The sequence below is a fragment of the Mycobacterium sp. NTMscope_MAC_12 genome, assembly GCF_976985675.1.
The window spans coordinates 1,823,352-1,847,563 of the sequence record NZ_CDRJYY010000001.1 but is presented as its reverse complement, the minus strand read 5'-3'; the positions used below and the strand labels follow the sequence as shown (position 1 = coordinate 1,847,563).

At 66.6% G+C, this 24,212-nt stretch carries 26 protein-coding genes and 1 pseudogene; 12 read left to right on the top strand and 15 right to left on the bottom strand.

Going from position 1 to position 24,212, the window contains the following annotated elements; translation table 11 throughout:
* Window positions 1-26: 26 nt before the first annotated feature.
* The 3 genes from AC0KS4_RS08550 to AC0KS4_RS08540 all read right to left on the bottom strand — a co-directional run bounded on the left by AC0KS4_RS08550 (window position 27) and on the right by AC0KS4_RS08540 (window position 2,567).
* Complete coding sequence (locus AC0KS4_RS08550; RefSeq protein WP_038538591.1) at window positions 27-539, bottom strand: DUF3145 domain-containing protein; 513 nt, start codon at window positions 537-539, stop codon at window positions 27-29.
* Window positions 540-690: 151 nt separating this feature from the next.
* Window positions 691-1,509: a serine hydrolase domain-containing protein gene (locus AC0KS4_RS08545; RefSeq protein ID WP_238957836.1), complete on the bottom strand. Its 819-nt coding sequence runs from the start codon at window positions 1,507-1,509 to the stop codon at window positions 691-693.
* A complete protein-coding gene (locus AC0KS4_RS08540; RefSeq protein WP_238957835.1) occupies window positions 1,509-2,567 on the bottom strand; it encodes a class I SAM-dependent methyltransferase in 1,059 nt (352 codons plus the stop codon). The genes AC0KS4_RS08545 and AC0KS4_RS08540 overlap by 1 nt, the downstream gene beginning before the upstream one ends.
* 78 nt (window positions 2,568-2,645) lie before the next feature.
* Between AC0KS4_RS08540 and AC0KS4_RS08535 the strand changes: the two genes are divergently transcribed.
* The 4 genes from AC0KS4_RS08535 (at window position 2,646) to AC0KS4_RS08520 (ending at window position 5,949) form a co-directional block, all read left to right on the top strand.
* Window positions 2,646-3,731, top strand: a complete 1,086-nt coding sequence (locus tag AC0KS4_RS08535) for an S-(hydroxymethyl)mycothiol dehydrogenase (RefSeq protein WP_238957834.1) — start codon at window positions 2,646-2,648, stop codon at window positions 3,729-3,731.
* Entirely contained in the window at window positions 3,731-4,366 is a 636-nt protein-coding gene (locus tag AC0KS4_RS08530) for an MBL fold metallo-hydrolase (RefSeq protein WP_238957833.1), read from the top strand. The genes AC0KS4_RS08535 and AC0KS4_RS08530 overlap by 1 nt, the downstream gene beginning before the upstream one ends.
* 45 nt (window positions 4,367-4,411) lie before the next feature.
* Window positions 4,412-5,506 carry a class I SAM-dependent methyltransferase gene (locus AC0KS4_RS08525; RefSeq protein ID WP_238957832.1) on the top strand — a complete coding sequence of 365 codons (1,095 nt, stop codon included), beginning with the start codon at window positions 4,412-4,414 and terminating at the stop codon, window positions 5,504-5,506.
* Between the two features lie 74 nt (window positions 5,507-5,580).
* Entirely contained in the window at window positions 5,581-5,949 is a 369-nt protein-coding gene (locus AC0KS4_RS08520; RefSeq protein WP_225328994.1) for a hypothetical protein, read from the top strand.
* A gap of 14 nt (window positions 5,950-5,963) precedes the next feature.
* Here AC0KS4_RS08520 and AC0KS4_RS08515 read toward each other — a convergent pair whose 3' ends face one another.
* Both AC0KS4_RS08515 and AC0KS4_RS08510 read right to left on the bottom strand, forming a co-directional pair.
* Window positions 5,964-7,673 (bottom strand): Hsp70 family protein, encoded by a 1,710-nt coding sequence (locus tag AC0KS4_RS08515; protein ID WP_238957831.1) that lies wholly within the window; start codon window positions 7,671-7,673, stop codon window positions 5,964-5,966.
* A 124-nt stretch (window positions 7,674-7,797) separates the two neighbouring features.
* Window positions 7,798-8,883 (bottom strand): NAD(P)H-dependent amine dehydrogenase family protein, encoded by a 1,086-nt coding sequence (locus AC0KS4_RS08510; protein WP_238957830.1) that lies wholly within the window; start codon window positions 8,881-8,883, stop codon window positions 7,798-7,800.
* A gap of 90 nt (window positions 8,884-8,973) precedes the next feature.
* Between AC0KS4_RS08510 and AC0KS4_RS08505 the strand changes: the two genes are divergently transcribed.
* The 4 genes from AC0KS4_RS08505 (at window position 8,974) to AC0KS4_RS08490 (ending at window position 11,783) form a co-directional block, all read left to right on the top strand.
* Window positions 8,974-9,321 (top strand): MmpS family transport accessory protein, encoded by a 348-nt coding sequence (locus AC0KS4_RS08505; RefSeq protein WP_238957829.1) that lies wholly within the window; start codon window positions 8,974-8,976, stop codon window positions 9,319-9,321.
* 34 nt (window positions 9,322-9,355) lie between these two features.
* Window positions 9,356-10,663, top strand: a complete 1,308-nt coding sequence (locus AC0KS4_RS08500) for a cytochrome P450 (RefSeq protein WP_238957828.1) — start codon at window positions 9,356-9,358, stop codon at window positions 10,661-10,663.
* 100 nt (window positions 10,664-10,763) lie between these two features.
* Window positions 10,764-11,306 carry an ester cyclase gene (locus tag AC0KS4_RS08495; RefSeq protein ID WP_238957827.1) on the top strand — a complete coding sequence of 181 codons (543 nt, stop codon included), beginning with the start codon at window positions 10,764-10,766 and terminating at the stop codon, window positions 11,304-11,306.
* Window positions 11,307-11,336: 30 nt separating this feature from the next.
* On the top strand, window positions 11,337-11,783 hold the full coding sequence (locus AC0KS4_RS08490; protein ID WP_425326375.1) for a hypothetical protein: 447 nt from the start codon (window positions 11,337-11,339) through the stop codon (window positions 11,781-11,783).
* 4 nt (window positions 11,784-11,787) lie between these two features.
* Here AC0KS4_RS08490 and AC0KS4_RS08485 read toward each other — a convergent pair whose 3' ends face one another.
* Together AC0KS4_RS08485 and AC0KS4_RS08480 are read right to left on the bottom strand one after the other, a co-directional pair.
* A complete protein-coding gene (locus AC0KS4_RS08485; protein WP_238957826.1) occupies window positions 11,788-13,275 on the bottom strand; it encodes a flavin-containing monooxygenase in 1,488 nt (495 codons plus the stop codon).
* Window positions 13,276-13,341: 66 nt separating this feature from the next.
* A complete protein-coding gene (locus AC0KS4_RS08480) occupies window positions 13,342-13,512 on the bottom strand; it encodes a hypothetical protein (RefSeq protein ID WP_238957825.1) in 171 nt (56 codons plus the stop codon).
* 222 nt (window positions 13,513-13,734) lie between these two features.
* Here AC0KS4_RS08480 and AC0KS4_RS08475 point away from each other — a divergent pair, with 222 nt between their 5' ends.
* Complete coding sequence (locus AC0KS4_RS08475; protein WP_238957824.1) at window positions 13,735-14,487, top strand: cutinase family protein; 753 nt, start codon at window positions 13,735-13,737, stop codon at window positions 14,485-14,487.
* A 1-nt stretch (window position 14,488) separates the two neighbouring features.
* Here AC0KS4_RS08475 and AC0KS4_RS08470 read toward each other — a convergent pair whose 3' ends face one another.
* Window positions 14,489-15,262: an Rv3717 family N-acetylmuramoyl-L-alanine amidase gene (locus AC0KS4_RS08470; protein ID WP_238957823.1), complete on the bottom strand. Its 774-nt coding sequence runs from the start codon at window positions 15,260-15,262 to the stop codon at window positions 14,489-14,491.
* 57 nt (window positions 15,263-15,319) lie between these two features.
* Here AC0KS4_RS08470 and AC0KS4_RS08465 point away from each other — a divergent pair, with 57 nt between their 5' ends.
* Window positions 15,320-16,489 carry an acyl-CoA dehydrogenase family protein gene (locus tag AC0KS4_RS08465; RefSeq protein WP_238957822.1) on the top strand — a complete coding sequence of 390 codons (1,170 nt, stop codon included), beginning with the start codon at window positions 15,320-15,322 and terminating at the stop codon, window positions 16,487-16,489.
* Here AC0KS4_RS08465 and AC0KS4_RS08460 read toward each other — a convergent pair.
* From AC0KS4_RS08460 to AC0KS4_RS08445, 4 genes are all read right to left on the bottom strand, one after another.
* Entirely contained in the window at window positions 16,478-17,011 is a 534-nt protein-coding gene (locus AC0KS4_RS08460; protein ID WP_225330583.1) for a TetR/AcrR family transcriptional regulator, read from the bottom strand. The genes AC0KS4_RS08465 and AC0KS4_RS08460 overlap by 12 nt on opposite strands.
* A 113-nt stretch (window positions 17,012-17,124) precedes the next feature.
* On the bottom strand, window positions 17,125-17,670 hold the full coding sequence (locus AC0KS4_RS08455) for a carboxymuconolactone decarboxylase family protein (protein WP_238957821.1): 546 nt from the start codon (window positions 17,668-17,670) through the stop codon (window positions 17,125-17,127).
* Window positions 17,667-18,179 (bottom strand): carboxymuconolactone decarboxylase family protein, encoded by a 513-nt coding sequence (locus AC0KS4_RS08450; protein ID WP_238958032.1) that lies wholly within the window; start codon window positions 18,177-18,179, stop codon window positions 17,667-17,669. The genes AC0KS4_RS08455 and AC0KS4_RS08450 overlap by 4 nt, the downstream gene beginning before the upstream one ends.
* Window positions 18,180-18,570: 391 nt before the next feature.
* On the bottom strand, window positions 18,571-18,747 hold the full coding sequence (locus AC0KS4_RS08445) for a DUF3761 domain-containing protein (RefSeq protein WP_238957820.1): 177 nt from the start codon (window positions 18,745-18,747) through the stop codon (window positions 18,571-18,573).
* A gap of 507 nt (window positions 18,748-19,254) precedes the next feature.
* On the opposite strand from AC0KS4_RS08445, the gene AC0KS4_RS08440 reads away from it, so the two are divergent.
* Window positions 19,255-20,472 carry a helix-turn-helix domain-containing protein gene (locus AC0KS4_RS08440; protein WP_275254678.1) on the top strand — a complete coding sequence of 406 codons (1,218 nt, stop codon included), beginning with the start codon at window positions 19,255-19,257 and terminating at the stop codon, window positions 20,470-20,472.
* Here AC0KS4_RS08440 and AC0KS4_RS08435 read toward each other — a convergent pair.
* A complete protein-coding gene (locus AC0KS4_RS08435) occupies window positions 20,458-21,342 on the bottom strand; it encodes a DNA-methyltransferase (RefSeq protein WP_238957818.1) in 885 nt (294 codons plus the stop codon). The two genes, AC0KS4_RS08440 and AC0KS4_RS08435, sit on opposite strands and share 15 nt — an antisense overlap.
* Before the next feature lie 344 nt (window positions 21,343-21,686).
* Window positions 21,687-22,142: a VOC family protein gene (locus AC0KS4_RS08430; RefSeq protein ID WP_238957817.1), complete on the bottom strand. Its 456-nt coding sequence runs from the start codon at window positions 22,140-22,142 to the stop codon at window positions 21,687-21,689.
* A 159-nt stretch (window positions 22,143-22,301) separates the two neighbouring features.
* Between AC0KS4_RS08430 and AC0KS4_RS08425 the strand changes: the two are divergent.
* A pseudogene (locus tag AC0KS4_RS08425) lies at window positions 22,302-23,568 on the top strand (cytochrome P450).
* A gap of 4 nt (window positions 23,569-23,572) precedes the next feature.
* Here AC0KS4_RS08425 and AC0KS4_RS08420 read toward each other — a convergent pair.
* Entirely contained in the window at window positions 23,573-24,169 is a 597-nt protein-coding gene (locus tag AC0KS4_RS08420) for a TetR/AcrR family transcriptional regulator (protein ID WP_238958031.1), read from the bottom strand.
* Between the last annotated feature and the right edge of the window lie 43 nt (window positions 24,170-24,212).

Below are 24,212 nucleotides of genomic sequence, written 5' to 3'. Positions count from 1 at the left end.
AAGCGCTCAGGCGCGCCGCCAACCGACTAACCGACCCCCCGGCTCAGCCAGCTCACCTCGCCGCCGTCGCCGCCGTCGCGATACGCCTCGAGCGCCTCGTCCCAGGCCGTGCCCAGCACGGAATCCAGTTCGGCGGCCAGGGTGTCGGCGCCCTGGGCCATCATCGCGCGCAGCCGCATCTCCCCGACCATGATGTCGCCGTTGGCGCTCATCGCCCCGCTCCACAAGCCGAGCTGTGGGGTGTGGCTGAACCGATGGCCGTCGACTCCGGGGCTGGGGTCCTCGGTGACCTCGAACCGCAGCACGGACCAGGAACGCAACGCGTTGGCCAACTTCGCGCCGGTGCCGACGGGACCGACCCAGTTGGTGACGGCGCGCAGCTGACCGGGCATCGCAGGCTGGGGCGTCCAGTTCAGGTTCGCCTTGGCCCCCAGGGTCGACGACAACGCCCACTCGACATGCGGGCACACCGCCGCGGGCGAAGCGTGCACGTACACCACGCCGGTCGTCACGTCGGCGAATTGATTCGACGCTCGCATTTCCTGCTCCTTCGGTTCCACGAGGGACGTCTTCCCCAACGGCCTGTGGACCCGACAAGCAGGGCAGCTTGCTGAAATCTTCGATTTTTTCTGTGTCGTGCGTGTCTATTGTGCCTCGTGATACCCGTGTTGCGCTAGTGTGCAGTCCGAATTAGCTGTATTCGGCTATCACGGCGTCGGAAATGTCCGGCCACGGCCGCAGCGCCCACTCCCCGAATTCGCGGTCGGTAAGCACCACCAGCGCGAGGTCGATCTCCGGATCTGCCCAGATAAACCCGCCTGCCTGGCCGAAATGGCCGTACGTTCGCGCCGAGTTCCGCGCGCCGGTCCAGTGCGGCGATTTCGCGTCGCGCAGCTCAAATCCGAGCCCCCAGTCGTTGGGCCGCTGCACCCCGTATCCGGGCAGAACGCCGTCCAGACCGGGAAATTGCACGGTCGTGGCCTCGGCGTGCAGGCCTGCCGAGACCGTCACCGGGCGCAGCAAGTCCGCGGCGAACGCGGCCAGGTCCGCCACGGTCGAGGTCGCGCCGAACCCGGCGGCCACCGCGCCCCCGTCGAGCCGGGTCGCCGCCATGCCCAGCGGCTCGCAGACCGCCTCGGCCAGGTAGCGGGCGAAGTCGATGCCGGTCTCGCGTTCCACGGTCTGGCCCAGCACGGTGAAGCCCTCGTTGGAGTAGATGCGGCGGGCGCCGGGCGCGGCCAGCACCTTCTCGGAGTGCATCGACAGACCCGAGGTGTGCGCCAGCAGGTGGCGGATGGTGGAACCGGGCGGGCCGGCGGCCATGTCCAGGTCGACGGCGCCCTCCTCGATGGCGACGTGCACGGCCCGGGCCGCCAGCGGCTTGGTCACCGAGGCCAGCTCGAACACCCGCTCGGCGTCGCCGTGGCCGGCCAGCACGCCGCTCGGCCCGACGACGGCGGCGGCCGCTGCCCCGACCGGCCAGTCGGCCAGAGCGTCGAGGGCCGCCATCACTTCCGTGCGATGTAGTAGTTGTTGATCGGGTCCGCTTCGATCTCGGCGACCCGCACGTCGTCGAACCCGGCATCGCCGAGCATCGCGACGGCCAGTTGCGTTCCCCAGGCGGTGCCCAGCCCGGCGCCGTCCAATGCCAGCGACACCGTCATGCAGTGCATCAGCGACGTCGTGTACAGGTAGGTGCTCATCGGCACGCCGACGTTTTCCTCCAGCCGGCTGGACGCCTTGATGTCGGCCATCAGCAGGACGCCACCGGGCCGCAGCGCCCGGTAGATGTTCTCCAGCACCCGCGCCGGCCGAGCCTGATCGTGGATGGCGTCGAACACGGTGATGACGTCGTAGGCCTCGATCTTGTCCAACTCGGGCAGATCGTGGCTTTCGAACGTGGCGTTCGTCAGGCCGCGGTCGGCGGCCTCGCGGATTCCGGTGGCGATGGCCTGCTCGGAGAAGTCGATGCCGGTGAAGCGGCTCGCCGGAAACGCCTGTGCCATCACGTTGATCGCGTGGCCGCTGCCGCAGCCGAAGTCCGCCACGTCGGCGCCGGCGCGCAGCCGCTCGACGAGGCCGTCCACCAACGGCAGCACGACGTCGACGAGCGAGGCGTCGTACATCGCGCCGCTCTCCTCGGCCATCAGCTGATGGAAGCGCGGGAACTCGCTGTAGGGTAGGCCACCGCCGGCCCGGAAACACCCGATGATTTTCTGCTCGACCTCGCCGAGCAGTGGCAGGAATTGGGCTACCACGGCGAGGTTTTGGGGCCCGGCGGCGCGGGTCAGCACGCCGGCGCGGTGGGCGGGCAGCCAGTAGGTGGCGGTGTCGGGGTCGTACTCGACGACGTGGCCGGTGGTCATGCCGCCCAGCCACTCGCGCACGTAGCGCTCGTTGAGCCCGGCCGCCTCGGCAATCTGCGCGCTGGTCGACGGCGCGAGTCCGGCCATGGTGTCCAGCAGGCCGGTCTGGTGCCCGATGCTCAGCAAGATCGTGAGGCTGGCGCCGTCGAGGGTCGCGGCGATTCGTTCGGTGAATTCTTCGGTGGTCTCCCAAGCCGTCACGCCCTGCGACGCTACACCGGCCCGATGGGTGGACAGCCCGCCGCGAGATGTATGGCGGCAAACAGTAGGTTGGAGGCCATGAGTCAGACAGTGCGCGGCGTGATTTCACGCAAGAAGGGCGAACCCGTCGAACTGGTGGACATCGTCGTCCCGGACCCCGGGCCGGGCGAGGCGCTGGTCGACGTCATCGCGTGCGGGGTGTGCCACACCGACCTGACCTACCGCGAGGGCGGCATCAACGACGAGTACCCGTTCCTGCTCGGCCACGAGGCCGCCGGCACGGTCGAGGCCGTCGGCCCCGGGGTGACCGATGTGGCGCCGGGCGACTTCGTGATCCTGAACTGGCGCGCGGTGTGCGGCCAGTGCCGGGCCTGCAAGCGCGGCAGGCCGCACCTGTGCTTCGACACCTTCAACGCCACCCAGAAAATGACGCTGACCGACGGCACCGAGCTCACGCCCGCCCTGGGCATCGGGGCGTTCGCCGACAAGACGCTGGTGGCGGCCGGCCAGTGCACCAAGGTCAATCCGGAGGCCGACCCGGCGGTCGCCGGGCTGCTGGGCTGCGGCGTGATGGCCGGGCTGGGCGCGGCGATCAACACCGGCGCGGTCAACCGCGACGACACCGTCGCGGTGATCGGCTGCGGCGGCGTCGGCGATGCGGCGATCGCCGGCGCGGCGCTGGTGGGCGCGCGGCGCATCATCGCCGTCGACACCGACAACACCAAGCTGGACTGGGCCCGCAAGTTCGGCGCCACGCACACCGTCAACGCCCGCGAACTCGATGTGGTCAAGACCATCCAGGACCTCACCGACGGGTTCGGCGCCAACGTGGTGATCGACGCGGTGGGCCGCCCCGAAACGTACAAGCAGGCCTTCTACGCCCGCGACCTCGCCGGAACCGTTGTGCTGGTTGGTGTTCCGACCCCCGACATGACGCTGGAGATGCCGCTGGTGGACTTCTTCAGCCACGGTGGCTCGCTGAAGTCGTCGTGGTACGGCGACTGCCTACCCGAACGCGACTTCCCCACGCTGATCGACCTGTACCTGCAGGGCCGGCTGCCGCTGGAGCAGTTCGTCTCCGAACGCATCGGGCTCGGCGACATCGAGGAGGCGTTCCACCGGATGCACAGCGGCGAGGTGCTGCGCTCGGTGGTGGTGCTCTGATGGCGGCCGCGGACAACGCCGTCGAGGGCCTGGTCACCCACGGAACGTTCGAACTCGACGGCGGCAGTTGGGAAGTCGACAACAACATCTGGATCGTCGGCGGCGATTCCGACGTCGTGGTGTTCGACGCCGCGCACGCCGCCGAGCCCATCCTGGCCGCCGTCGGCAAACGCAACGTGATCGCGGTCGTGTGCACCCACGGTCACAACGACCACGTCACGGTGGCGCCCGAACTCGGCGCGGCCCTGGACGCGCCGGTCCTCCTGCACCCCGGCGACGACGTGTTGTGGCGAATGACACACCCGGACAAGGACTTCCGCACGATCGCCGACGGCGACACGATCGATGTCGCCGGCACCGAGCTGCTGGCGCTGCACACGCCCGGGCACTCCCCCGGCTCGGTGTGCTGGTACGCGCCGGAGCTCGGTGTGGTGTTCAGCGGGGACACCCTGTTCTCCGGCGGGCCGGGCGCGACCGGCCGCTCCTATTCGGATTTCCCGACGATTCTGCAGTCGATCTCCGGGCGGCTCGGTACCCTGCCCGGCGACACCGTGGTGCACACCGGCCACGGCGACAGCACCACCATCGGCGACGAGATCGTGCACTACGAGGAGTGGGTGGCGCGCGGCCACTGATCTGCACGCCGAACTGACCACCGGCCCAACCATTATCGTTGCCCTATGCAGCCCGAACCGCCGATGCCCGAATCGAGCATTGTGGTCCGCCCCGAGCCGACCTTCACCGAGGCGTCGCGGCTGCGGGCTGCCGGCCTGGCGAAGGCGATCGCGGTGTTCGAGCGGGCCGCGGAACACGTTGCACTGCCCCGCTCGCCGCAGCCCATCGTCCTCGCCGACTATGGCGCCGCCAACGGCCACAATTCGCTGCGACCGCTGTCGTCGGCCATCACGGTGCTGCGCCGGCGCACCAGCCACGACCACGCAATCCTGGTGGCGCACACCGACGTACCGCACAACGACTTCACCGCGTTGTTCGGCACGGTGGCCGACGACCCGGAAAGCTACCTGCACCTCGACGGGGCCACGTTCACCTCGGCGATCGGCCGGTCCTTCTACAACCAGATCGTGCCGTCCAAGACCGTCAACCTGGGCTGGACGTCCTGGGCGACGCAGTGGCTGAGCCGAACACCCTGCGAGGTGCCCGATCACGTGCACGTCTCGCGCACCACCGACGACGCGGTGCGGTCCGCCTATTCCGACCAGGCCGCGCTGGACTGGCATAACTTCGTGGCGTTTCGCGGGCGGGAACTGGCGCCGGCGGGCCGGGTGGTCGCGCTGACGCTGGCCGCCGACGAGGACGAGACGGCGGGCTTCGCGCCGCTGCTCGACGCGATCGTCGGGGCGCTGGACGAACAGGCACACGACGGCCTGCTGAACCCAGATGAGCTGCGGCGCATGACCATTCCCACCTTCGCCCGCAACGAGAAGGACTTTCGCGCCCCGTTCGCGCCCAAGGGGCGGTTCGAAGGCCTGATGATCGAGCACCTCGAGATCTTCAACGCCGAGGATCGGTTCTGGGCCCGCTTCCAGACCGACCACGACGCGCACGCCTTCGGTGCGCAGTGGGCGGCGTTCGCGCGGGCCGCGCTGTTCCCCGCCCTGGTGCGCGCGCTCGACGGCGGCATCCACGACCCGCGGGCCGGGCAATTCATCGAGCAGCTGCAGGACGCGGTCGCCGAGCGCCTGTCAAGCGCACCCGAGCCGATGCGGATCCCGCAGGCCCTGGTTGTGCTGGTCAAGGGCGACGGGTCGCGCTGAGGAGAGTTTCGGCACGGCCGCGCAACGGGTAATCCCCAGCAATCGTCGAATCTGCGATGCAAGGGGGTAGCTGCATGAGCGTGCAGGACGATAAATCGTCCGGTCAGGACGACGAGCAACGACTGACCGAAAAGCCGGAGCCGGACGAGGACGACAAAAAAGAGGCCGCCAAAATGATGGAGGCCTACGAGGACAAGCCCACCATCGTGCTGCCCGGCACCGGCGGAAGCGTGTCCGGCACCGCGGTCAACGAGTGGCTGGACGAGGACGGCAATCCCAAGCACGAAGTCGCCGAGGGCACGGACGCCCAGGCGAATGCCGACGAGGGTCGCGAGGAAAAGGACCTGCAGGAACAGATCGACAAGGACAAGGCCCTCAACGAGAAGCTGAGGGAAGCCGCGACCGCGGAGAACAAGGGCGAAAAAGGTATCACCGAAAGGTAATTCCCGAACGCGGGTCAGTGGGCAGGCAACGCGTTGATGCCCAGGCCGCCCTGGATCTCCTGAATGATCTGGTTGACCCGGTCGAGCCCGGGGATGGGCTCGTTGAGCACGGGTATCGGTGGAATCGGCGGGAGCGCCGCGCGGCGTGGTGCTATCGGAGGTGCGGGCGGGGCCGCCTGAGGAGTTGCCCGCGGCGTCGTGGTCATCGGCGTCTCGGTCTCGGCCGGCGGGTTGGTATCGGAGGTCGACGGCACCGGAACGTCCACGGGCCCGGGTTCGGCGGTCGCGCTTTGCGGCGCCGGCGCGGCCGGCGTCGTGGTCAGCGCGGGCGCGGGCGTCGTCGCCGATTTGTCCTGCGAGTTGAGCCCGACGGCCAGCGCGGTGCCCACCAGCAGCACCGCCGCGGCGGTGATCAGGAGCGCGGCCGCCGGCAGCAGGCGCCACCGCGCGAACAGCCCCTTGCGCCGCGCGGCCGGGGCGGCGATGCGAGTGGTCGCCGCGTCCGCGTCGGGCGCGACGCCGTCCGGTACGACGCGCGACTGGTGAGCCGTGGCCGACCAGGCCCGGATCGGCATGGGCGCGGGATTCGCGGGCGGCACCTGGGCGGTCGCGGTGCGATCCGGTCTTGCCGCCCGGGCCGTCGCGGTGGCGGGGGCGGCGGGTGCCGCAGACGTCGCGTCGCCGGCGCCGCGCGCCACCCGCAAGGCGGCGCCGACGGCCGCGGCGAGTTGGGGCCGCGGCGTGGTGGCGACCGGGACGCGAAAATGCCGCGCCAGCGTGGTGGTGACGGCCGGCAGGTTCGCCCCGCCGCCCGCCGCGACCACCGCGACGAGGTCGCGGATTCCGTTGCGCGCCAACGTTTCATCCAGCCGCGCGAGGAGGCCGGTGAGCGCCGGGCGGATCGCGTCGTCGAGTTCGTGTCGGGCGAGCCGGATTTCGCCGCGCGCCCCGGTGAGCCCGTTGGTCAGCGTCGTCGCGGTGCTCGAGGACAGCTGTTCCTTGGCGACCCGGCAGCCGCTCCTCAGCCGGCTCAGCGAGCCGATCGCCGCAGTGCCCGTGGGGAATGCGCCGGTGGTCGGCATGTTGGCCACGACGACGCCCAGCAGCGCCTGGTCGATCAGGTCGCCGGAGAAATCGTGGTGCCGCACGGTCGGCGCCAGCGCCCGGTAGTCGCCGTCGGCGTCCATCAACGTGATGTTGGTGCCGCTGCCGCCGAAATCGCACACCGCCACGGTCCCGCGCGCGGGTATGCCCGGGTGGGCCCGCACCGCGAGCAGCGTCGCGGCGGCGTCGGGAATCAACAGGATGGGGCGCGCGCGGCCCGACCATTCGGGGATCTCGCTCAGCGCGGCGCCCAGGGCCTCCACCGCGGGCGACTCCCAGTGGGCCGGGTAGGTGACCGCGACGTCGTCGGGCAGGGGGCGTCCGCCCGTCGCGGCGTAGGCCAGCGCCCGTAACCCGTCGGCGAGTAACACCTCGCTGCGGTGCACCGAGCCGTCGGGGGCCACGAGGCCGCGCGGGTCGCCGATGCGGTTCACGAAGCCGGTGACCACCACGCCCGGCCCTTGCAGTCCGGGGTTTTCGGCGGGGATGCCGATCTCGGCGGGGCGGTCCGGATACAGCGTCAGGACGGGTTTGCGGGTGATGGCGTTATCGGCGGTCGCGGCCGCCAGGTTGGTGACTCCGATCGATAGGCCCAGTGCGGTCCCGGCTCCATTGGCCATAGTTCGATCCCCGTTGCTCGCAGCACCAATTCGCGCCCGGCCAGCGCCCATTGCCTAAACGATCATTGTGCCGCCAAAACCTGTATCCGGTGTCGGCGGCAGCTATGTGGCCGCTGTGCGCCGGTCAGCGAATGTTGCCGGCGCCGGCGATGAGCGGCAGGTCGAGCGGGGTGACCCAGCCGGGCCGCAGGTCGTTGACCGCCGGCACCGCGTTGAGGGCCCGCAGCCCAGTCGCCAGGCAGCCGGCCGCGGCCGCGTCCCGCCCGGAGCCGTCGGTGAACCGGAACGCGGTCTCCTGGAAGATGCTCGGGGTCCCCTCGATGTCCACGCGGTAGACGTCGTTGTCGTGGCCCGTCGGCCAGTCCGGGGCGGCGTCGAGTCCGATGCGGTTGACGTGTTCGAGCTGGATGCGGGTCTCGCCCTGATACACGCCGTTGATGGTGAACCGGACGGCGGCGACGTGGCCGGGTTTGATGACGCCCCGGGCGGAGTTGCGCTCCGTCGGCGTCACCCACTTGTCCCAGGTGGTGGTGATCTCGTCGAGCATGATGCCGGCGGCGTGGGCGATCATCGGGACGGTGGCGCCCCACGCGAAGATCAGCATGTCGCGGTCCTGCAGCATGGGTTTGAATTCGGGCTCGCGACCGATGCCCATCTCGAATTCGTAGTCGCCCTCGTAGTTGGTGTAGTCGAGCAGTTCCGACGCGCGCACGCGCCGGATGTCGGAGCACAGGCCCATCAGCGTCATCGGGAAGAGGTCGTTGGCGAATCCGGGGTCGATGCCGGTGGTGAAGCAGGACGACTCGCCCAGTTCGCAGGCCTCGGTGATCGGCTCGATCCAGTTCGGCGGGTTCAGGTGCATCGTCGGCCACACCCACGGGGTCATCGCCGTCGAACACACGTCGATGCCGGCGCGCAGGAACCGGGTGATCAGCAGGATGTTCTCTTTGGCGTGCATGGCCGTCGGGCCATAATGCACCAGCGCATCGGGCTTCAGCGCGATCAGCGCGTCGATGTCGTCGGTCGCGAGAATGCCCACCTTCTCGCCCATTCCGCAGATCTCGCCGACGTCGCGGCCGACCTTGTTCGGGTTGCTGACGCCGACGCCCACCAATTCGAACAGCGGATGTTTGACGATCTCGGCGATCACCATCTTTCCGACGAAGCCGGTACCCCAGACCACCACACGCTTTGAGCCGTGTTCCGACATGCTTTGACGCCACCTTTCCGCTCACCAGCCCCCGCTTCGGGCTTCACATTAAGCTTCCCTACCGTCGCCCGTGGTGACACGATGCAATTCATGACGAAGCACCTGACCGGACCTGCGATCGTGTTGGCCGTCGGTTTCGGGTTTGCGAATGCCTGCGGCGTGGCCGACGCCCTGCCTCAGATGCCGCAGATCCGCTATGAGGTCAACGGGCCCGCGGTCGCCGAGTTCATCTACTACCAAACCGACACCGGGCAGCTGCATCAGGTGAATGCGCCGCTGCCGTGGTCGACGGAGTTCACCGGGTTCGGCGGGGAGGTGTTCACCCTCAGCGCGCAGGGGCCGGGCCCGATCTCCTGCAAGATCTTGGTCGACGGCAACGTGGTCAGCGCGGCGACGGCGACCACCGGGGTGCCCGCCAGAACGGTGTGCACCCACTGACCGAGCAGTCCCGGCACGACACGAGGAGGTCCAGGTGAGCCTCAAGACGGGTCCCAGGAAAGGCCTGGCGGCGCGGACGAACGGGGCGCCACCGCCCGAGATTCCGCTGGCCGACATCCATCTCGAGTCGCTGGACTTTTGGGCGCTGGACGACGACGTCCGCGACGGCACCTTCGCCACGCTGCGCCGCGAGGCGCCGATCTCGTTCTGGCCGGCGGTCGAGTACGAGGGGTTCGAACCGGGCGACGGGCATTGGGCGTTGACCAAGCATGACGACGTGTATTTCGCGAGCCGTCATCCGGACATCTTCAGCTCCAGCCCCAACATCACGATCAACGACAACACCCCGGAGATCAGCGAATACTTCGGCTCGATGATCGTGCTCGACGATCCGCGGCACCAGCGGCTGCGCGCGATCGTCAGCCGCGCGTTCACCCCGAAGGTGGTGGCGCGCATCGAGGCGTCGGTGCGCGAGCGGGCCCGCCGGTTGGTCGCCTCGCTGATCGCCGATCATCCCGACGGCGAGGCCGAGCTGGTCAGCGAGCTCGCGGGTCCGCTGCCGCTGCAGGTGATCTGCGACATGATGGGCATCCCGGAGGAGGACCATCAGCGAATCTTCCACTGGACCAACGTGATTCTCGGGTTCGGCGACCCGGACCTGGCCACGGATTTCGGGGAGTTCCTTCAGGTGTCGATGGACATCGGCGCCTACGCCAGCGCGCTGGCCGAGGACCGGCGGTCCAATCACCACGACGACCTGACCACCAGCCTGGTGGAGGCCGAGGTCGACGGGGAACGGCTCACGTCGGCGGAGATCGCGTCGTTCTTCATCCTGCTGGTGGTGGCCGGCAACGAGACGACGCGCAATGCGATCAGCCACGGCGTGCTGGCGCTGTCGCGCTATCCCGCCGAGCGGGACAAGTGGTGGTCCAATTTCGATCGCCTGGCGCCGACCGCCGTCGAGGAGATCGTGCGGTGGGCGTCGCCGGTGATCTACATGCGCCGCACGTTGACCCGGGACGTCAAGCTGTCCGGCACCAAGATGAAGGCCGGCGACAAGGCCACGCTGTGGTACAACTCGGCCAATCGCGATGAGTCGACGTTCGATGATCCCTGGGTGTTCGACGTCGCGCGCACCCCCAATCCGCATTTCGGCTTCGGCGGCGGGGGCGCGCATTTCTGCCTGGGCGCCAACCTGGCTCGTCGCGAAATCCGGGTGGTCTTCGACGAATTGCGCCGCGAGATCCCCGATATCGTCGCGACGGACGAACCGGCGCGGCTGCTGTCGCAGTTCATCCACGGCATCAAGACCCTGCCGGTCGCCTGGACCCCCCCGCGCTAGGTCACCTCTTCTCGCGAGCAGACGCAGAATCGCACGATATCGCGTGCCGCCGTGCGATTCTGCGTCTGCTCGCCGAGGAGCGCGGGCTTACGCTGACCACGTGACCATCCCCGCGTTTCCGCCGTCCGAGGTGCTGGCCGCGCGCCAGAAACTCGTGCTCGACCATTTTCACGACGAGGTCCGCCAGGATTGGGACGACGTGTTGTCGACGTTCCCGCATCCCCGCTACGAGCTGATCCCGCAGATGCTCGTGCACGACGGCGACGCGGCGGTGCGCCGCTACTACGCCGACACCCGGACGGCGTTTCCCGATCAGGATCACGAAATCATCGCGCTGCGCCACAGCGCTGACGCGGTGATCGTCGAATTCTGGCTGATGGGCACGCACCGCGGCTACCTGGGCAAGGTCCCTCCGACGGGCAGCCGGTTCCGCGTCCGCATGACCGCCTACTTCGTCTTCGACGACACGGAAACGCTTGTCTGCGAACGCATTTACTTCGACTCTCTGACCATGGTCAAACAGCTCCTGGGTGGGCTGGACATGAAGAAGCCGGCGAACTGGTGGCTGGCCGCGCGCTGCGTGCGCGGCTTCCTGTCGATGTCTTCGGGAAAACCGGACCCGGCGCTGACCGACACCTCCTAAACTGCACCGCTAAGAGCAAGGGAGGCTGCGATGCGGGCTGCACGCCTTCACCCGGTGGGCGCTCTCGCCGTCGCCGCCGTGCTGATGCCCACCGCCACCGCCGCGCCGTTGCCGCCGGGCTCGCACACCGAGAAGTGGATCGCCCTGCGGGTTGGTGAGTGCGTGACGGACCTGCCGCCGGCCGATGGGAGCCGCGTCGACGTCACCGTGGTCGATTGTGCGACAGCGCATTTGGCCGAGGTGTATCTGCGCGCCCCGATGGCCGTTGACGGCGCGATCGCCACCGTCGCCAATCGGGACTGCGCGGCCGGGTTCTCCCCCTACACCGGCCAATCCGTTGACAGCGGCCGCTTTTCGATCACCTTTCTCATCGACTCGAACCAGGACCGCACCGGCGCTGACCCGACCCCGAGCACCGTCATCTGCTTGCTGCAGTCCGCCAACGGGCAACCGTTGACCGGATCGGCGCGCCGCTGAGGCGCTAGGCGATCACGTAGTCGCTGAGCGGGAAGGTCTGCGCTTCGCGCACCGAATTGAGGGTCGACGTGGGCCGCAGTAGCGATGCCTCACCGCTCGGGCTGAAGTAGTACGACCGCGACGTGGCGCAGTCGCCGCTGTAGAACACCGAACTGTCCAGCAGTTTGGTCATCCGCTCCATGAACCGGTCGTTGGCTTCCTCGGTCACCTCGAAGGTCGTCGCGCCCCGGCGCTTGACCTCGCCGAGCAGCCGGTCCATGTGCCGCATCTGGTATTCGATGGTGTGGAAGAAGGACAGTCCGGAGAAGGCGAACGGGCTCGCCAGGCCCAAATAGTTCGGGAAGTACGGCACGGAGACGCCCTGGTAGGCCTGGAACCTGGTCTCGCGCCACCACTTACCGAGATTGCGTCCCTTGCGGCCGATCACCTCGATGGCCGGGAAGTTGGCCTCCCACAGGTCGAAACCGGTCGCCAGGACCAGGGTGTCGATGACGGTCTTGCGCCCGTCGGTGGTGACGATGCCGTCCGGCTCGATCCGCTCGATCGAGTTGGTCTCCAGGTGCACGTGCGGCTTGGCGAACGCGGGATAAAAGCTGTTGGACAGCGTGGGCCGCTTGCAGCCGCAGTCGTAGTCCGGGGTGAACTTGGCCCGCAGTTCCTTGTCCCGGATCCACCGGAATCGGTTGATCTTGGCCAGGTCGGCGGCCGAAATGTTGCCGCGCCCCCGCGACTCCCGATAGTGGAGCGCCCCGACGACCATGATGATTTCCAAGATGATGTCGGTCACCCAGCGCAGCGCGCGCTGCGCCGCCGGCAGCCGGGCGAACAGGCGTCGCACCGCCGGCGGGAACTCGAAGTCGGGCTTGGGGATGATGTGGGTCGCGGTGCGCTGGTAGACGGTCAGGTCGCTGGCCTGCTTGGCCAGCTCGGGAATGAGCTGAACCGCCGAGGCGCCGGTCCCGATGACCGCGATGCGGCGGCCCGTGTAGTCGTAGTCGTGGTCCCACGCGGTGGTGTGGACGATCTTGCCCTCGAAGCTGGTGATGCCGGGGATGTCCGGCAGCCGCGGCTGGGACAGGAAGCCGGTCGCGGTGATCAGGAAGCGGGTGGTCAGCTTTTCGCCGCCGGCCAGCGCCACCCGCCAGACCTCGGCGTCCTCGTCCCACTCGGCGCCTTCGACGGTGCTGTTGAACCGCATGTGGCGGCGCACGTCGTACTTGTCGGCGACGTCCACCGCGTACTGCTTGACCTCGGCGCCGGGCGCAAACAGCCGTGACCAGTCCGGCTTGGGCTCGAACCAGTACGAGTACGTGGTGGAGGGGATGTCGACGGCGATGCCCGGGTAGTGATTGACATGCCAGGTCCCGCCCAGGTCGTCCTCGCGGTCGAGGATGACGAAGTCGTCGAAGCCAAGGCGTTTGAGCTGAATTGCGGCGCCGATGCCGCCAAAACCTGCACCTACGATGATTGCGTCGAAACGGTCTGTGTTCACAGCCTTGCTCCGTGCTACCTGTTTCCGTACTTAACGAATCATAAGCTTTCCCTAAGATACGTCACTCTAATAGGGCGCCACGCCGAGCGCACCTGAGCGTTGCCGGTATGTGACCATGCCGACACCTGTGCGCCCGCTCAGCAATGTCGGATCGCCGCCGCCCGCCGTCGCCGAGTGGTGTTGAACGGAAAGGGGATCGAAGGTGACTTCGCCGAAACCCGTTTCGCCCGTTGCCATGTCGCCGGCCCCTCGATTGGCCGTGTCTCGCGATGTGCGGCTACCCTCGATAAACGACATCACACGACGGCCTAAAGTGTTTTTTGTGTAACCCGAGCGCGCAATGGCTATGTCGGTCCGATGGAGGCGACGAAGCCGCCAACCACCGCCCGCCGCTGCGCCCCGGTATACAGGAAAACGTCACGAAATCGTCGGCAAGTTGACAGTTTGGGAGGGGCTCGCATGGGCACGTTGGACGGCATGATCCCGCGTCGCATTGTTCGTTCTCTTGGTCCAGCAGTAGTCATCGCAGCATCGGGGATCGCCGCCTCGGCCGTCTCCGGTTCCCTCATCCCCACCGCCGCGGCCCAATGTCCGGACGTGCAAGTGGTCTTCGCCCGCGGCACCGGCGAAGAACCCGGCGTCGGCCCCACCGGCCAAGCCTTCGTCGACGCCCTGCACCAACGCGTCGGCGACCGCTCCTTTGACGTCTACCCCGTCAACTACCCCGCCACCGACCAATGGGACACCGGCATCGACGGCATCCGCGACGCCGGCGCCCACGTCAATTCCATGGCCCACGACTGCCCCAACACCAAAATGGTCCTCGGCGGCTACTCCCAAGGCGCAGCCGTGATGGGCTTTGTCACCTCGGCCGCCGTGCCCGAAGGCATCGACCCCGCCACCGTCCCCAAACCCCTCGACCCCGCGGTCGCCAACCACGTCTCCTCGGTCGTGCTCTTCGGCATGCCCAACGTGCGCGCCATGAACTTTTTAGGCGAACCCCCCGTCGTCATCGGCCCGATGTACCAAGACAAAACCCTCAAAGTCTGCGCCGTCGAAGACCCCGTCTGCTCAGACGGCATGAACTTCGCCGCCCACAACACCTACGCCGACGACGGCTCCATCATCGACAAAGGCGTCGCCTTCGCCTCCAGCCACCTCGGCACGGGCGGGGCGGCCCCGGCGCCGACGGGTGGGGGCTTCGGCAGCTGAGTCAGCCGGTCGGTGCTTTGGCGCTGAGAAAGGCGACGATCCCCCGGGTGACCGCGACGGCATACGCCGCCCGGCCGTCCACGCTTTGCATCCGCGCGGCGTCGCCCGCGTTGTTCATGTTGCCGAGTTCGACGAGCACCGCCGGGTACTGAGCCAGGTTCAGCCCGGCCAGGTCGTCGCGCCCGTACAAGCCGTCGGAACCGATGTAGTTCGCCGGCGGTAAACCCGACTGGGCCAAGGCATCCCGCATCGCGTGGGCCAGCTGCACGGCGGGCCCGGCCTGGACGTCGCCCAGCGGCGGGCTCGAGTAGTTGACGTGGAATCCGCTGCCCGACGGGGGTCCCCCGTCGGCGTGGACACTCACGATCGCATCCGGGCGCATGGCGTTGGCCGCCGCCGCGCGTTGGTCGATGCACGGGCCGACGCCGCTGTCGCTGTCGCGCGACAGCTGGGTGCGAACGCCCATCTGGTTCAGCGCGTCGCTGACCAGCCCCACCACCGCCCAGGCGAACGTGTGCTCGGGATAGCCGTCGCCGGCCGCGGCGCCCGAGGTCTGGCAGGGCTTGGTGCCTCCGCGGCCGTTGGGCACCTGCTGGTTGATCGAGGCGTCGTTGACGGCGTTGTGGCCGGGGTCGAGGAAGACGGACATGGCCGCGATGCCGGCGGCCGCGCGGGGGGCGGGCAGGACGGCGGCGGCGGCGAGAACCACCGGCATGACACCGGCGATCTTCAGGACATCGCGGCGTGATCGCAGCCCGCCTTGGCGATCGCTCACCGGGCGATGGTAACAACCGGCCACCTACATACTAAAAAGTATGTTACGGTCGTCGGCATGTCCGTGGTCGACAGCCGTCCCCTGCACGGCATCACCGACGAATTCGTCACGCGGCTGGCCGATCGCGCCGAGGAGGCCGAGCGGTTGCGGCGCCTCCCCGCGGCGACCGTCAGCGATTTCCGGCAGACCGACCTGTTCCGCCTGCTGCTGCCGTCGCGCTTCGGCGGCCTGCAGGCCTCGTTTCCCGAACTGCTGCAACCGATTCGGCGGATGGCGCACGGCTGCGCCTCGAGCGCCTGGACGCTGGGTTTCTACGCGCTGCACAACTGGATGCTGTCGTTGTTCGATCCGCGGGCGCAGGAGGAGGTGTTCGCGTCCGGACCGGTGCTGGCGCCGGCTCCCCTGGCCCCCACCGGCCGCGGCATCCCGGCCGACGGCGGCGTGCGGGTGACCGGCCGGTGGTCCTGGGCGACGGGCGCGATGGATGCCGATTGGATGATCGTCGGCGCGCTGATCGAACGCGAGGACGGGATCGATCCGGCGCTCGTGGTGCTGCCCGCCGACCAGGTCGAGGTCGTCGACACCTGGCACACGGCCGGCATGCGGGGCACCGGTTCGCATGACCTGGTCGTCGACGACGTCTTCGTCCCCGAGCATCGGCTGGTCGCCGTGGCCGACATCTACGGCGGCACGGCGCCCGGCGCGCGTGCGCACGGGGTCCCGACGTACCGGTGGCCGATGGTTCCCGCGCTGGCACTGACGGCGTCGATGCCCGTGCTCGGGGCGGCCGAACGGGTGACCGAGCTGTTCGCCGAGCGGCTCGGCGGACGGGTGCTGGCCTACAGCGGGGTGGCGCAAAAGGATCAGCCGGCCGCGCAGATCCGCCTCGGCGATGCGCGGGTGCGGCTGAACGCGCTGCGGGCGCTGATCGCGGCGACCGCCGACGAGATCGAGACGATCGTGGTCAGCGGCGAGCGGGTGAGCCGGTCGGTGCGGGCCGACGCCCGGCTGGCGGCCGCGCGCACCGTGCACGAGTGCCGGGCGATCATCGCCGATCTCATGGAAGCGTCCGGCGCCAGCGCCCATTTCCTGTCCAGCCCGCTGCAGCGCGCCAAGCGCGACGTCGACATCGCGTCGGGGCATGTGGTGTTCGACTACGACACGAGCCGAGAGTTGGCCGGGGCGTTGGCGATTGGCGCGAAGATCTCGCCGATCTCAATGATCTGAGCGCGCGACGCCCACCTCGGAGAGCATGAGGTCGAGGAACCGCTCCCGTTGGGACAGCGATTGCGCCTGCTCGGGCGAACTGGTGAGGTGCAGCAGCCCGATGCCGGCGGCGAAGGTCAGCTCAGCGCGCAGCCTGGCGTCCTCGAGGCTGAAACCGTAGTCGTGGTAGGCCTTCACCACGGTGCGCAGCAGGAGCCGGTCGGCGGCGCGGATGTTCTCGGCGGCGATCGGGTCCAGGCGGGCCCATTCGCGCATCGCCCGCTCGAGCACCCAGTACTGGGGGCTGACCAGGGTGTGCGTCAGGGCCGACAGGCGTTCCCGGGGTGGCAGCTCGTCGAGCTCGGAGAGCGCCTGGCGGTCGCGTTCGAGAAACTTGTTCCACGATTCGACCAGCGCCGCCCGGTAGTGGTCGATGTCTTCGAAGTGCCAATAGAAGCTGCCGCGGGTGACACCGGCCTGCTGGCAGAGGCGTTCGACTTTGAGCGCGCGTACACCCTCTTCGGCGAGCACGGTGTAGCCCACCTCGAGCCAGTCCTCGGCCGATAGGCGGGTCGACGGCTGCTTGCGCACCACCACACGGTGGAGATTACGGGAAGGCCGAGTGGCTGGTGGAGGAACCGCAGGTTAGCGTCGCGTCATCGGGTCGGCGGCATGGGGAGCCGGGCGGTGTCGTCGAGGTCCACGTCGAGGGCGTTGAGCATCAGGGCCAGGCCCGCGTATCGGTTGATGACCATCAGCGCCTCCATGGTGGCGTCCGACCCGAGGGCGTCGTGCACTCGAGCGAAAAGCTCGGGTGCGACGCGGCGGGTGGAGACCAGCTCGGTGGTCAGGTGCAGCACGGCCAGCTCGGTGGGGTCGAAATCGCCGGTTTGCCAATCGGATTCGGAGGTGAGGGCGTCGATGGTGTCGCTGTCGATCCCGACCGTTTGCGCGACGTCTCTGTGTTGGCCGAGCTCGTAGGCGCAGTCCATGAGATAGGCGGTGCGCAGGACGATGAGTTCGCGCAGCCTTCTCGGCAGCACCGGGCTGGTCAGGGCGGCGTCGCCGGCGACCATCCAACTGGTGAACACCTTCTCGGCGTTGGCCAGTGCGCGGTAGACGTTGAGATTGCCCCGCCGTGCGGTCAATTCGCGGGCGAGTTCGGGCATGTCCTCGGGGTCGCGGTACGGGATGCGGGTCATGCGGGGGCGTCGATGTCGAGGTTGACGGCGTTGAGCACCAGCGCCAGGCCGTAGTAGCAGCTGACGATCATCAGCAGTTCGGTGAGCGCCTCGTCGCCGAGGAGGGCGTGGGCTTTGCCGAAGGAGTCGTCGGACAGGCGTCGGCTGGTGCACAGCTCGGTGACGGTGGCGATGACGAGGCGTTCGTCGCCGCTGAACCCGGCCGCGTCGAGGTCCGCTCTGTTCTGGAGGGCGTCGATCTGTCGGTCGGTGAGCCCCGCCCTTTGGGCGAAGACCACGTGCTGGGCGAGCTCGTAGGGCGAGTCCTGCAGGTGGGCAACCCGCAGGATGATCACTTCGCGCATCCGCGGGGTGAATGTCGGGCTTTCAAAGAGCTGCCCGGCCATCTGCGCCCACTCTTCGAACACGTTGGGGGCGTTGGCGATCAGGCGGAGCACGTCGAGCGTGTCGGGGCGTTCGAGGAGCTCTTTGATGCGTTCGGGTTGCTCGTCTGCTTTGGCGAGCGGCATGCGGGTCACGGGTGGTCCTTTGGCGGGGCTTCCTCGAGCTTAGTCTCGGGCATGGCAGTCCACTGAGGCGACACCAAGTACGTTCAATTGCAACGGTTCTGGTATCGCGCCTTCTGTTGCGGTGCTGCACTACGATCTAGGCAGTGGGAGGTACGTCGCGCCCGACGGTCAGCTCTATCGGCGTTCGAATTTGGTGGAGGCGAAGGTCCCGACCACGTGGAAGGGCATGCTGATCGCCTCAAATTGATGATGGCGTGCTCATCGGCACAGGGCTCGCCCTACGCCGGCAACGCGAGTACGGTTCCGGCGAGCCTTTACAGGTCGACCTAACAGACAAGTTCGCGAGACGAGTGGGGAACCGGGCTGTTGCCGAATCGCAGAGCGCTAGCGGTCAGTTACTGAGCCACTGCTTTACGCCGCCGTGGCCCGAGCACGTACCCGTGTGGTGTGTGCTGAACGAGTAGTCGCCATCCCGGCAGATTGCGGTGGCTCCGTCAGGAACCCCGCCGCTACCCACTAGGCCCGGAGCACCCCTGGGGGTAAACCCGACGATGGGCGCGAGATACATTGTCCGTCCGAGTTTTGGTAGTAGCCCATCCCACAACCAGCCAGAACCGTGGTCTGCCCGCCAGGGATACCCCCCAATGCGACATATAGCGGCCCCCATGAAATAGCCGCCACAGCGATTAGAAGCTGAACCCGCATGCCTCACCTCGAAAAAGAGATCCTGAAATTAGCCCGCGTACGGCAATCGGAGCGTAGCCGGCTTAGGGTGGAGTCCACATGAAAATGATGAATTCGCCGATTGACTCAATTCACAAATCAGCCCATGTGGCCGTCAACCATATGCCGCCTCGAGTCAACGCATTGCGCCCCGGCGAACCACGCCATCTGCGTACCGGGGGGATCCCGTCGCACCGGCGCCCAACGTCGCGACAGCGCTAAGCCCTCGCGTCCGCACTCCGCGCCGTGTGCGGATGCATCGCGCACACGCTGTAGGTGGTGTGGCCTGCCCAGACGATCAAGGCGTCGCGGGCGATGAGCGACGTGCTCCATCCACGGATTTGCCGCTTCCATGCTTCATTTTGTGGCAGTCTTACACCCGGTGTTCGACGATAGGGGTTATAGGTTGCCAGAGCCATCCGAAATCGTATCGCGTTTGCTCGCGCGTCTACAGTCTGCTCGAGAAAGGGCCGGGATTTCACCCGATGACTTAGCGTCGGACTTGATCCTTGGCCCCGGCTGGATTGAGCGATTTGAGTCGGGAGCGTCGGTACCCGATATCGACACTCTGTATGTGCTCATCGATCGGATTGGCGTCGATCCAGCCGCGATATTCGCCGAGGCCCACGATGAAAGCGCGGAAGCCAGTGCGGCGGAGCTCAGTCGTCTTATTCGAGCTGAAGAAGTCGGTGGCGACCTTGTTATCCACTTCACTTACGCCAACCATGACGCACAGTACCGGCTAGCCGGGGCGACGCTTGAACAGTTTGAGGAGGTTCTCCTTACCCTCCGCAACGGGCTCGCTCGACTCGTCGCGGTCGACACAGATAGGAACGCCGAGACGCAGATCAAAACGTCTGCTGTCGCCTCCGCCTTTATGAAGGCTGTCTCGCTGTGGCCGCAAGCGAACCCCTCAGATGTGTGGTGGTTCATAATTTATCGCGCCTACTGCGATCCATACAATCACCCGGCAGCCTATGCACGATTATCCTTCGAGCAATCCTGGAAACGAACCGGTGGATGGGCGTTAGAGGAAATTTGTGTTCGTCACTATGCGCCCGAACTTGCCAAACACGGCATCACCATAGAGATTGCAACCGGCCACCGAAAGCAGACCTTACTTTCGGAGCTTAAGATAGGTCGCCGGCTGATTGTTGACAAAGTCGACGTCATTCTCACTGGTCCTGACGATGTGGTTTTCGGTGTTGTTCACGTGAAAGCTAGCTTTGCTGAGAGGCGTACTGACGATGTGCCAATGTCCGAAGCGTTGGTAAAGAGCGGCTATTTCTCGCCTCTATGGACCATGGACTGCAAGTCGGGACCGAGTCCTCGACCCTACAACCGTGGCGAACTAGGTTCCGCCACTGGCAATCGAAGTGAGAAACGGGTCGGTATCGAAGATGAGGCGGAATTCAGCGCTTGCTACTCGTACAACCGCAATACCGCACCGACGGCCCACCCACCTGAAAGGGCAGCGGACATCGTACTATGTGACTTCAACAACCCAAACGACTCGTTCACAAAGGGCGTCTTAGCCGGTTGGCAGAAATTCCAGTCATCCCGGAAATAGTTGCGGTGTGGACTCGGCCGCGAGCAATCGCTCATTGGATGCTTGAACCTGCTCGGCGTCGATCTCAAATCCTAGATACGAACAGCCTAAAGCAAGCGCCGCGAGGCCGGTTGTTCCGCTGCCGGAGAACGGATCAAGCACCACCACGTCATCTCCTGTGCGACCAAGCGCGTCGATGCACTGGCGGGGAAGGGCTAACGGAAAGCGAGAGTAATGCGCGAGCCCGTCAATCTTCTCATTTGGAAACTCCCAAACACTCTTAACCGGAGGGGACGTCTTGAATGCATGCCGTTCGTCGCGAGCAAAAAGATAGATTGACTCGTGCGCCCTATGTGGCCTTCGGCATCGACCTTCGGGCATGGGGTTCTTCTTACGCCAGATTACTTCCCCACGGAACAACCAGCCATCGTCACTCATACCGATCACCATGCGATACGGCAGGGCGAGCAAGTTCCCATAGGTTAGCCATCCGGTGTCCTTCTTTAAGAAAGCCTTTCGTTTGGCGCGCGGCTTAACATATGCAGAGTTCGTCGCATTTAGGCCGACCTTGTCGGGCCCCAAAGAGCTGTACGCGTGGTCGTCCAGCCGCCAATTGACGGGCGTGTTGTATGCGTCCCCGATGTTGATCCACACCAGCCCGTCTTGTTTTATCTTCGGCTGGATGACACGGAATATCTTCGTCAGTGCTTCGACGTAGTCGCGAGGATCGTCCTCGACACCCATCCCGCCTGACATCCGCTGACCCCAATACGGAGGTGAGGTCACCAGCACGTCGATGCACTCGTCGGGCAGGTTAGCTGCGAGTTCGGTGCAATCACCCTGCACCACGCGGTTACGCAGGTAGGGGCCAATTTTGTACTGATCGGTCACTGACGGCCTTTCGTCGGTTTGAATGAATGCTACGACCGACCTACGACACTGTGTGGCAACCGCAGCAGCGCGTGTGGATTAAGGCGAGGCGGGCAGACGTCGACGCTCCTGGCATCGTAGATCGCAGCCACTACTTTGCTGTCGCGTCGTTCGGTTCGAGTTCTACTTTGAGCCTGCCACTCTCTGAACTTCAGCTTCATCGTTGCGGCGCACCTTAGTCAAACCGACGCGGAGAATGGCGGCCGGACTTGGTCAAATTCCCATGCTGAGCATGGGGTCCGAACCGCACCCACGTCCTTGGCGCTGCACGCGACCTACGGACTGGCGGCGAACCCGACGGATACCTAGCACGGTCGCGGTGGCAGCACCTTCAACCACCCGTCCGAAAGCAACTCCAACAGCTGCCCATCCGGATCCCGAATCATCGCCGCACCCGCCGACACTGACGCATCGACCACCGCTCCCCCAAACTCCGCCACCCGAGCCAGCACACCTGGAAGGTCCGACACCGACAACGAGATGTGCGTCAGCCCGATCTGATCCATCATCCGCTCCGAGCCGGTATGCACCTGACGCTTCGAGTAGTCCATCAGCTCGAGCACGAACCCGTCCCGCACCAGATAGGTCGCGTGCACGCCGAGCGGCTCCGGCAACCCCACCAGCTGGGACGTCGCACTGTCGGGCGGGTCGAGCTCCCACCAGAACTGAAATCCCAGCAGTCCCTCGTAGAAGCGCCGCGACCGCTCGCGATCCGTCACGCATAACCCAACGTGATTGAAAACCGTTCGATGACTACTCAACCCAACCTCCGCAGCAAGTCAGACCCCTGACGAACGCAATCGCTACCGCCCTGTAACCAAGCTTCTCCACGCCACTCAAACGCGTAATAATGCAAAAATAAACCAATACGCGCCCGTCACCGCCAACTAAGCAGACCGCTTCCGTGGGAGAGCTTTTCGATGGTCACACGCCCGAAGGTCCGGCCCGACACCACCGTCGACTTCGACCATCACTCCGACGCGTTCAACCTCCACGAACTGGCCGTCAATGCCGAACTGCGGCAACGATGTCCGGTCGCCTGGAACGAGAACTACGACGGCTTTTGGTACCTCAGCAGCTACGACGCCGTCAGCCACACCGCCCGCGAAGGCGACACCTTCGCCCACAAATACGAACCCAGTGCCCCCGACGGCGTCGACTACCAGGGCGAGATGGGCGTCCCGCGCCCCGACGGCCAACCGGCCCTGGGCATCGGCGAGGTCGACGGCCCCTACCACCAAGCCCTCCGGCACGCGCTAGCCCCGTTCTTCTCCCCCGGCGCGGTCGAGAAACTCAAGCCGTTCATGGAGCAATCCGCGCACTGGTTCCTCGACCAACACATCACAACAGGGCAGACGGACCTGGTGCTCGACTACGCCAGCCCGGTCCCGGCCATCCTGACCATGAAGCTGATGGGCCTGCCCTACGACAATTGGCACTTGTACGCCAACCTCTTTCACTCCGTCATGGCCGTCCCCCAAGACAGCGACGAGTACACCGACGCGATCGCCAAAGTCCCCGCCATGATGCACGAAGTCATCGAATTCGCCACGGCCCGACGCAGCAACCCCAAAGACGACCTGACCAGCTTCCTGCTGCAATTCGAATTCGACGGCCATCGCCTCACCGACGAACAGCTGCTCAACATCCTGTGGAACCTCATCGGCGGCGGCGTCGACACCACCACCTCGCAAACCGCACTTACGCTAAGGCACCTGGGCACTCACCCCGACCTCAGACAGCAACTCATCGACCACCCCGAGCTCTACCGCACCGCCACCGACGAATTCCTGCGCTACTTCTCCGTCAACCAAACCCTCAGCCGCACAGTCACTCACGACGTCGTCCTCGGCGGCCAATGCCTGAGAAAGAACGACCGGGTCGTCCTCAGCTGGCTCTCGGCCAACCACGACGAAACCGAATTCGACCGGCCCGACGAGATCATCCTCGACCGCACACCCAACCGCCACGTCGCTCGGGCTGGGACCGCACCGCTGCATCGGATCGCACCTCGCCCGGCTGATGTCGGCAGTGATGGTCAAGGCCGTCCTCGACCGCATCCCCGACTATCAGGTCGACGTCGAAAACGTCCACCAATACCTGGGCAACCCGAGCATGACCGGGCTGGGCAAGCTCCCGGTCACCTTCACCCCCGGAACCAGCCGGGACACGTCACGCCCGTGGTGACAGCTCAAAGCGCTTGAGCGACAACACCGTCCACCAGTTCCTCGGGAGCCTGGGCGATGCCGACAGCCTGCAGGTGCCCGCCGATCGCAAGCGTCGCGATGCCGTGCACCAGCGACCAGAGCGGCCCGGCCACCTCGCGGGGATCCTGAGCCGCGACGATCCCGGCCTCCTGGCACCGGGTGATCGCGTCGAGCAGGTCCCCGAACGCCTGCTCTCCGGCCACCGCAAGGCCCTGCTCGGCCTTCAGCGACGCCCCGAACATCACCTGATAGTGATCGGGATGGGCAATGGCCCACCGCACATAGGCGCGACCGAGTTCCGTCACCCGTTGCTTCGGATCCGACACGCGCTCGGCCGCCGCGGCCAACTCGTCGTGCAGTTCGCGGAATCCCTGTTCGGCGACGGCGGCCAGCAGCTCGGCCTTGTCGGCGAAGTGCCGGTACGGCGCCGCGGCGCTGACCCCGGCGCGCCGCGCCGCCTCCGTGAGGGTGAACCCTTTCGGCCCCTTCTCGGCCACCAACGACAGCGCGGCGCTGGTCAGCGCGCGCTTGAGATCGCCGTGGTGATAGCTCTCCCGCCGGCGCGCGGTCGGCCGCTTCACTGCCATGTTGACGACATTAACATTAGGGATTATGTTAATGGCA

Excerpts from the sequence above, each read along its gene's own strand:
- AC0KS4_RS08550 (WP_038538591.1), bottom strand. The coding sequence starts at position 539 with ATGCGAGCGTCGAATCAATTCGCCGACGTGACGACCGGCGTGGTGTAC.
- AC0KS4_RS08545 (WP_238957836.1), bottom strand. The coding sequence starts at position 1,509 with ATGGCGGCCCTCGACGCTCTGGCCGACTGGCCGGTCGGGGCAGCGGCC.
- AC0KS4_RS08535 (WP_238957834.1), top strand. The coding sequence starts at position 2,646 with ATGAGTCAGACAGTGCGCGGCGTGATTTCACGCAAGAAGGGCGAACCC.
- AC0KS4_RS08530 (WP_238957833.1), top strand. The coding sequence starts at position 3,731 with ATGGCGGCCGCGGACAACGCCGTCGAGGGCCTGGTCACCCACGGAACG.
- AC0KS4_RS08525 (WP_238957832.1), top strand. The coding sequence starts at position 4,412 with ATGCAGCCCGAACCGCCGATGCCCGAATCGAGCATTGTGGTCCGCCCC.
- AC0KS4_RS08520 (WP_225328994.1), top strand. The coding sequence starts at position 5,581 with ATGAGCGTGCAGGACGATAAATCGTCCGGTCAGGACGACGAGCAACGA.
- AC0KS4_RS08515 (WP_238957831.1), bottom strand. The coding sequence starts at position 7,673 with ATGGCCAATGGAGCCGGGACCGCACTGGGCCTATCGATCGGAGTCACC.
- AC0KS4_RS08510 (WP_238957830.1), bottom strand. The coding sequence starts at position 8,883 with ATGTCGGAACACGGCTCAAAGCGTGTGGTGGTCTGGGGTACCGGCTTC.
- AC0KS4_RS08505 (WP_238957829.1), top strand. The coding sequence starts at position 8,974 with ATGACGAAGCACCTGACCGGACCTGCGATCGTGTTGGCCGTCGGTTTC.
- AC0KS4_RS08490 (WP_425326375.1), top strand. The coding sequence starts at position 11,337 with ATGCGGGCTGCACGCCTTCACCCGGTGGGCGCTCTCGCCGTCGCCGCC.
- AC0KS4_RS08480 (WP_238957825.1), bottom strand. The coding sequence starts at position 13,512 with ATGGCAACGGGCGAAACGGGTTTCGGCGAAGTCACCTTCGATCCCCTT.
- AC0KS4_RS08475 (WP_238957824.1), top strand. The coding sequence starts at position 13,735 with ATGGGCACGTTGGACGGCATGATCCCGCGTCGCATTGTTCGTTCTCTT.
- AC0KS4_RS08465 (WP_238957822.1), top strand. The coding sequence starts at position 15,320 with ATGTCCGTGGTCGACAGCCGTCCCCTGCACGGCATCACCGACGAATTC.
- AC0KS4_RS08455 (WP_238957821.1), bottom strand. The coding sequence starts at position 17,670 with ATGACCCGCATCCCGTACCGCGACCCCGAGGACATGCCCGAACTCGCC.
- AC0KS4_RS08450 (WP_238958032.1), bottom strand. The coding sequence starts at position 18,179 with ATGCCGCTCGCCAAAGCAGACGAGCAACCCGAACGCATCAAAGAGCTC.
- AC0KS4_RS08445 (WP_238957820.1), bottom strand. The coding sequence starts at position 18,747 with ATGTATCTCGCGCCCATCGTCGGGTTTACCCCCAGGGGTGCTCCGGGC.
- AC0KS4_RS08440 (WP_275254678.1), top strand. The coding sequence starts at position 19,255 with ATGCTTCATTTTGTGGCAGTCTTACACCCGGTGTTCGACGATAGGGGT.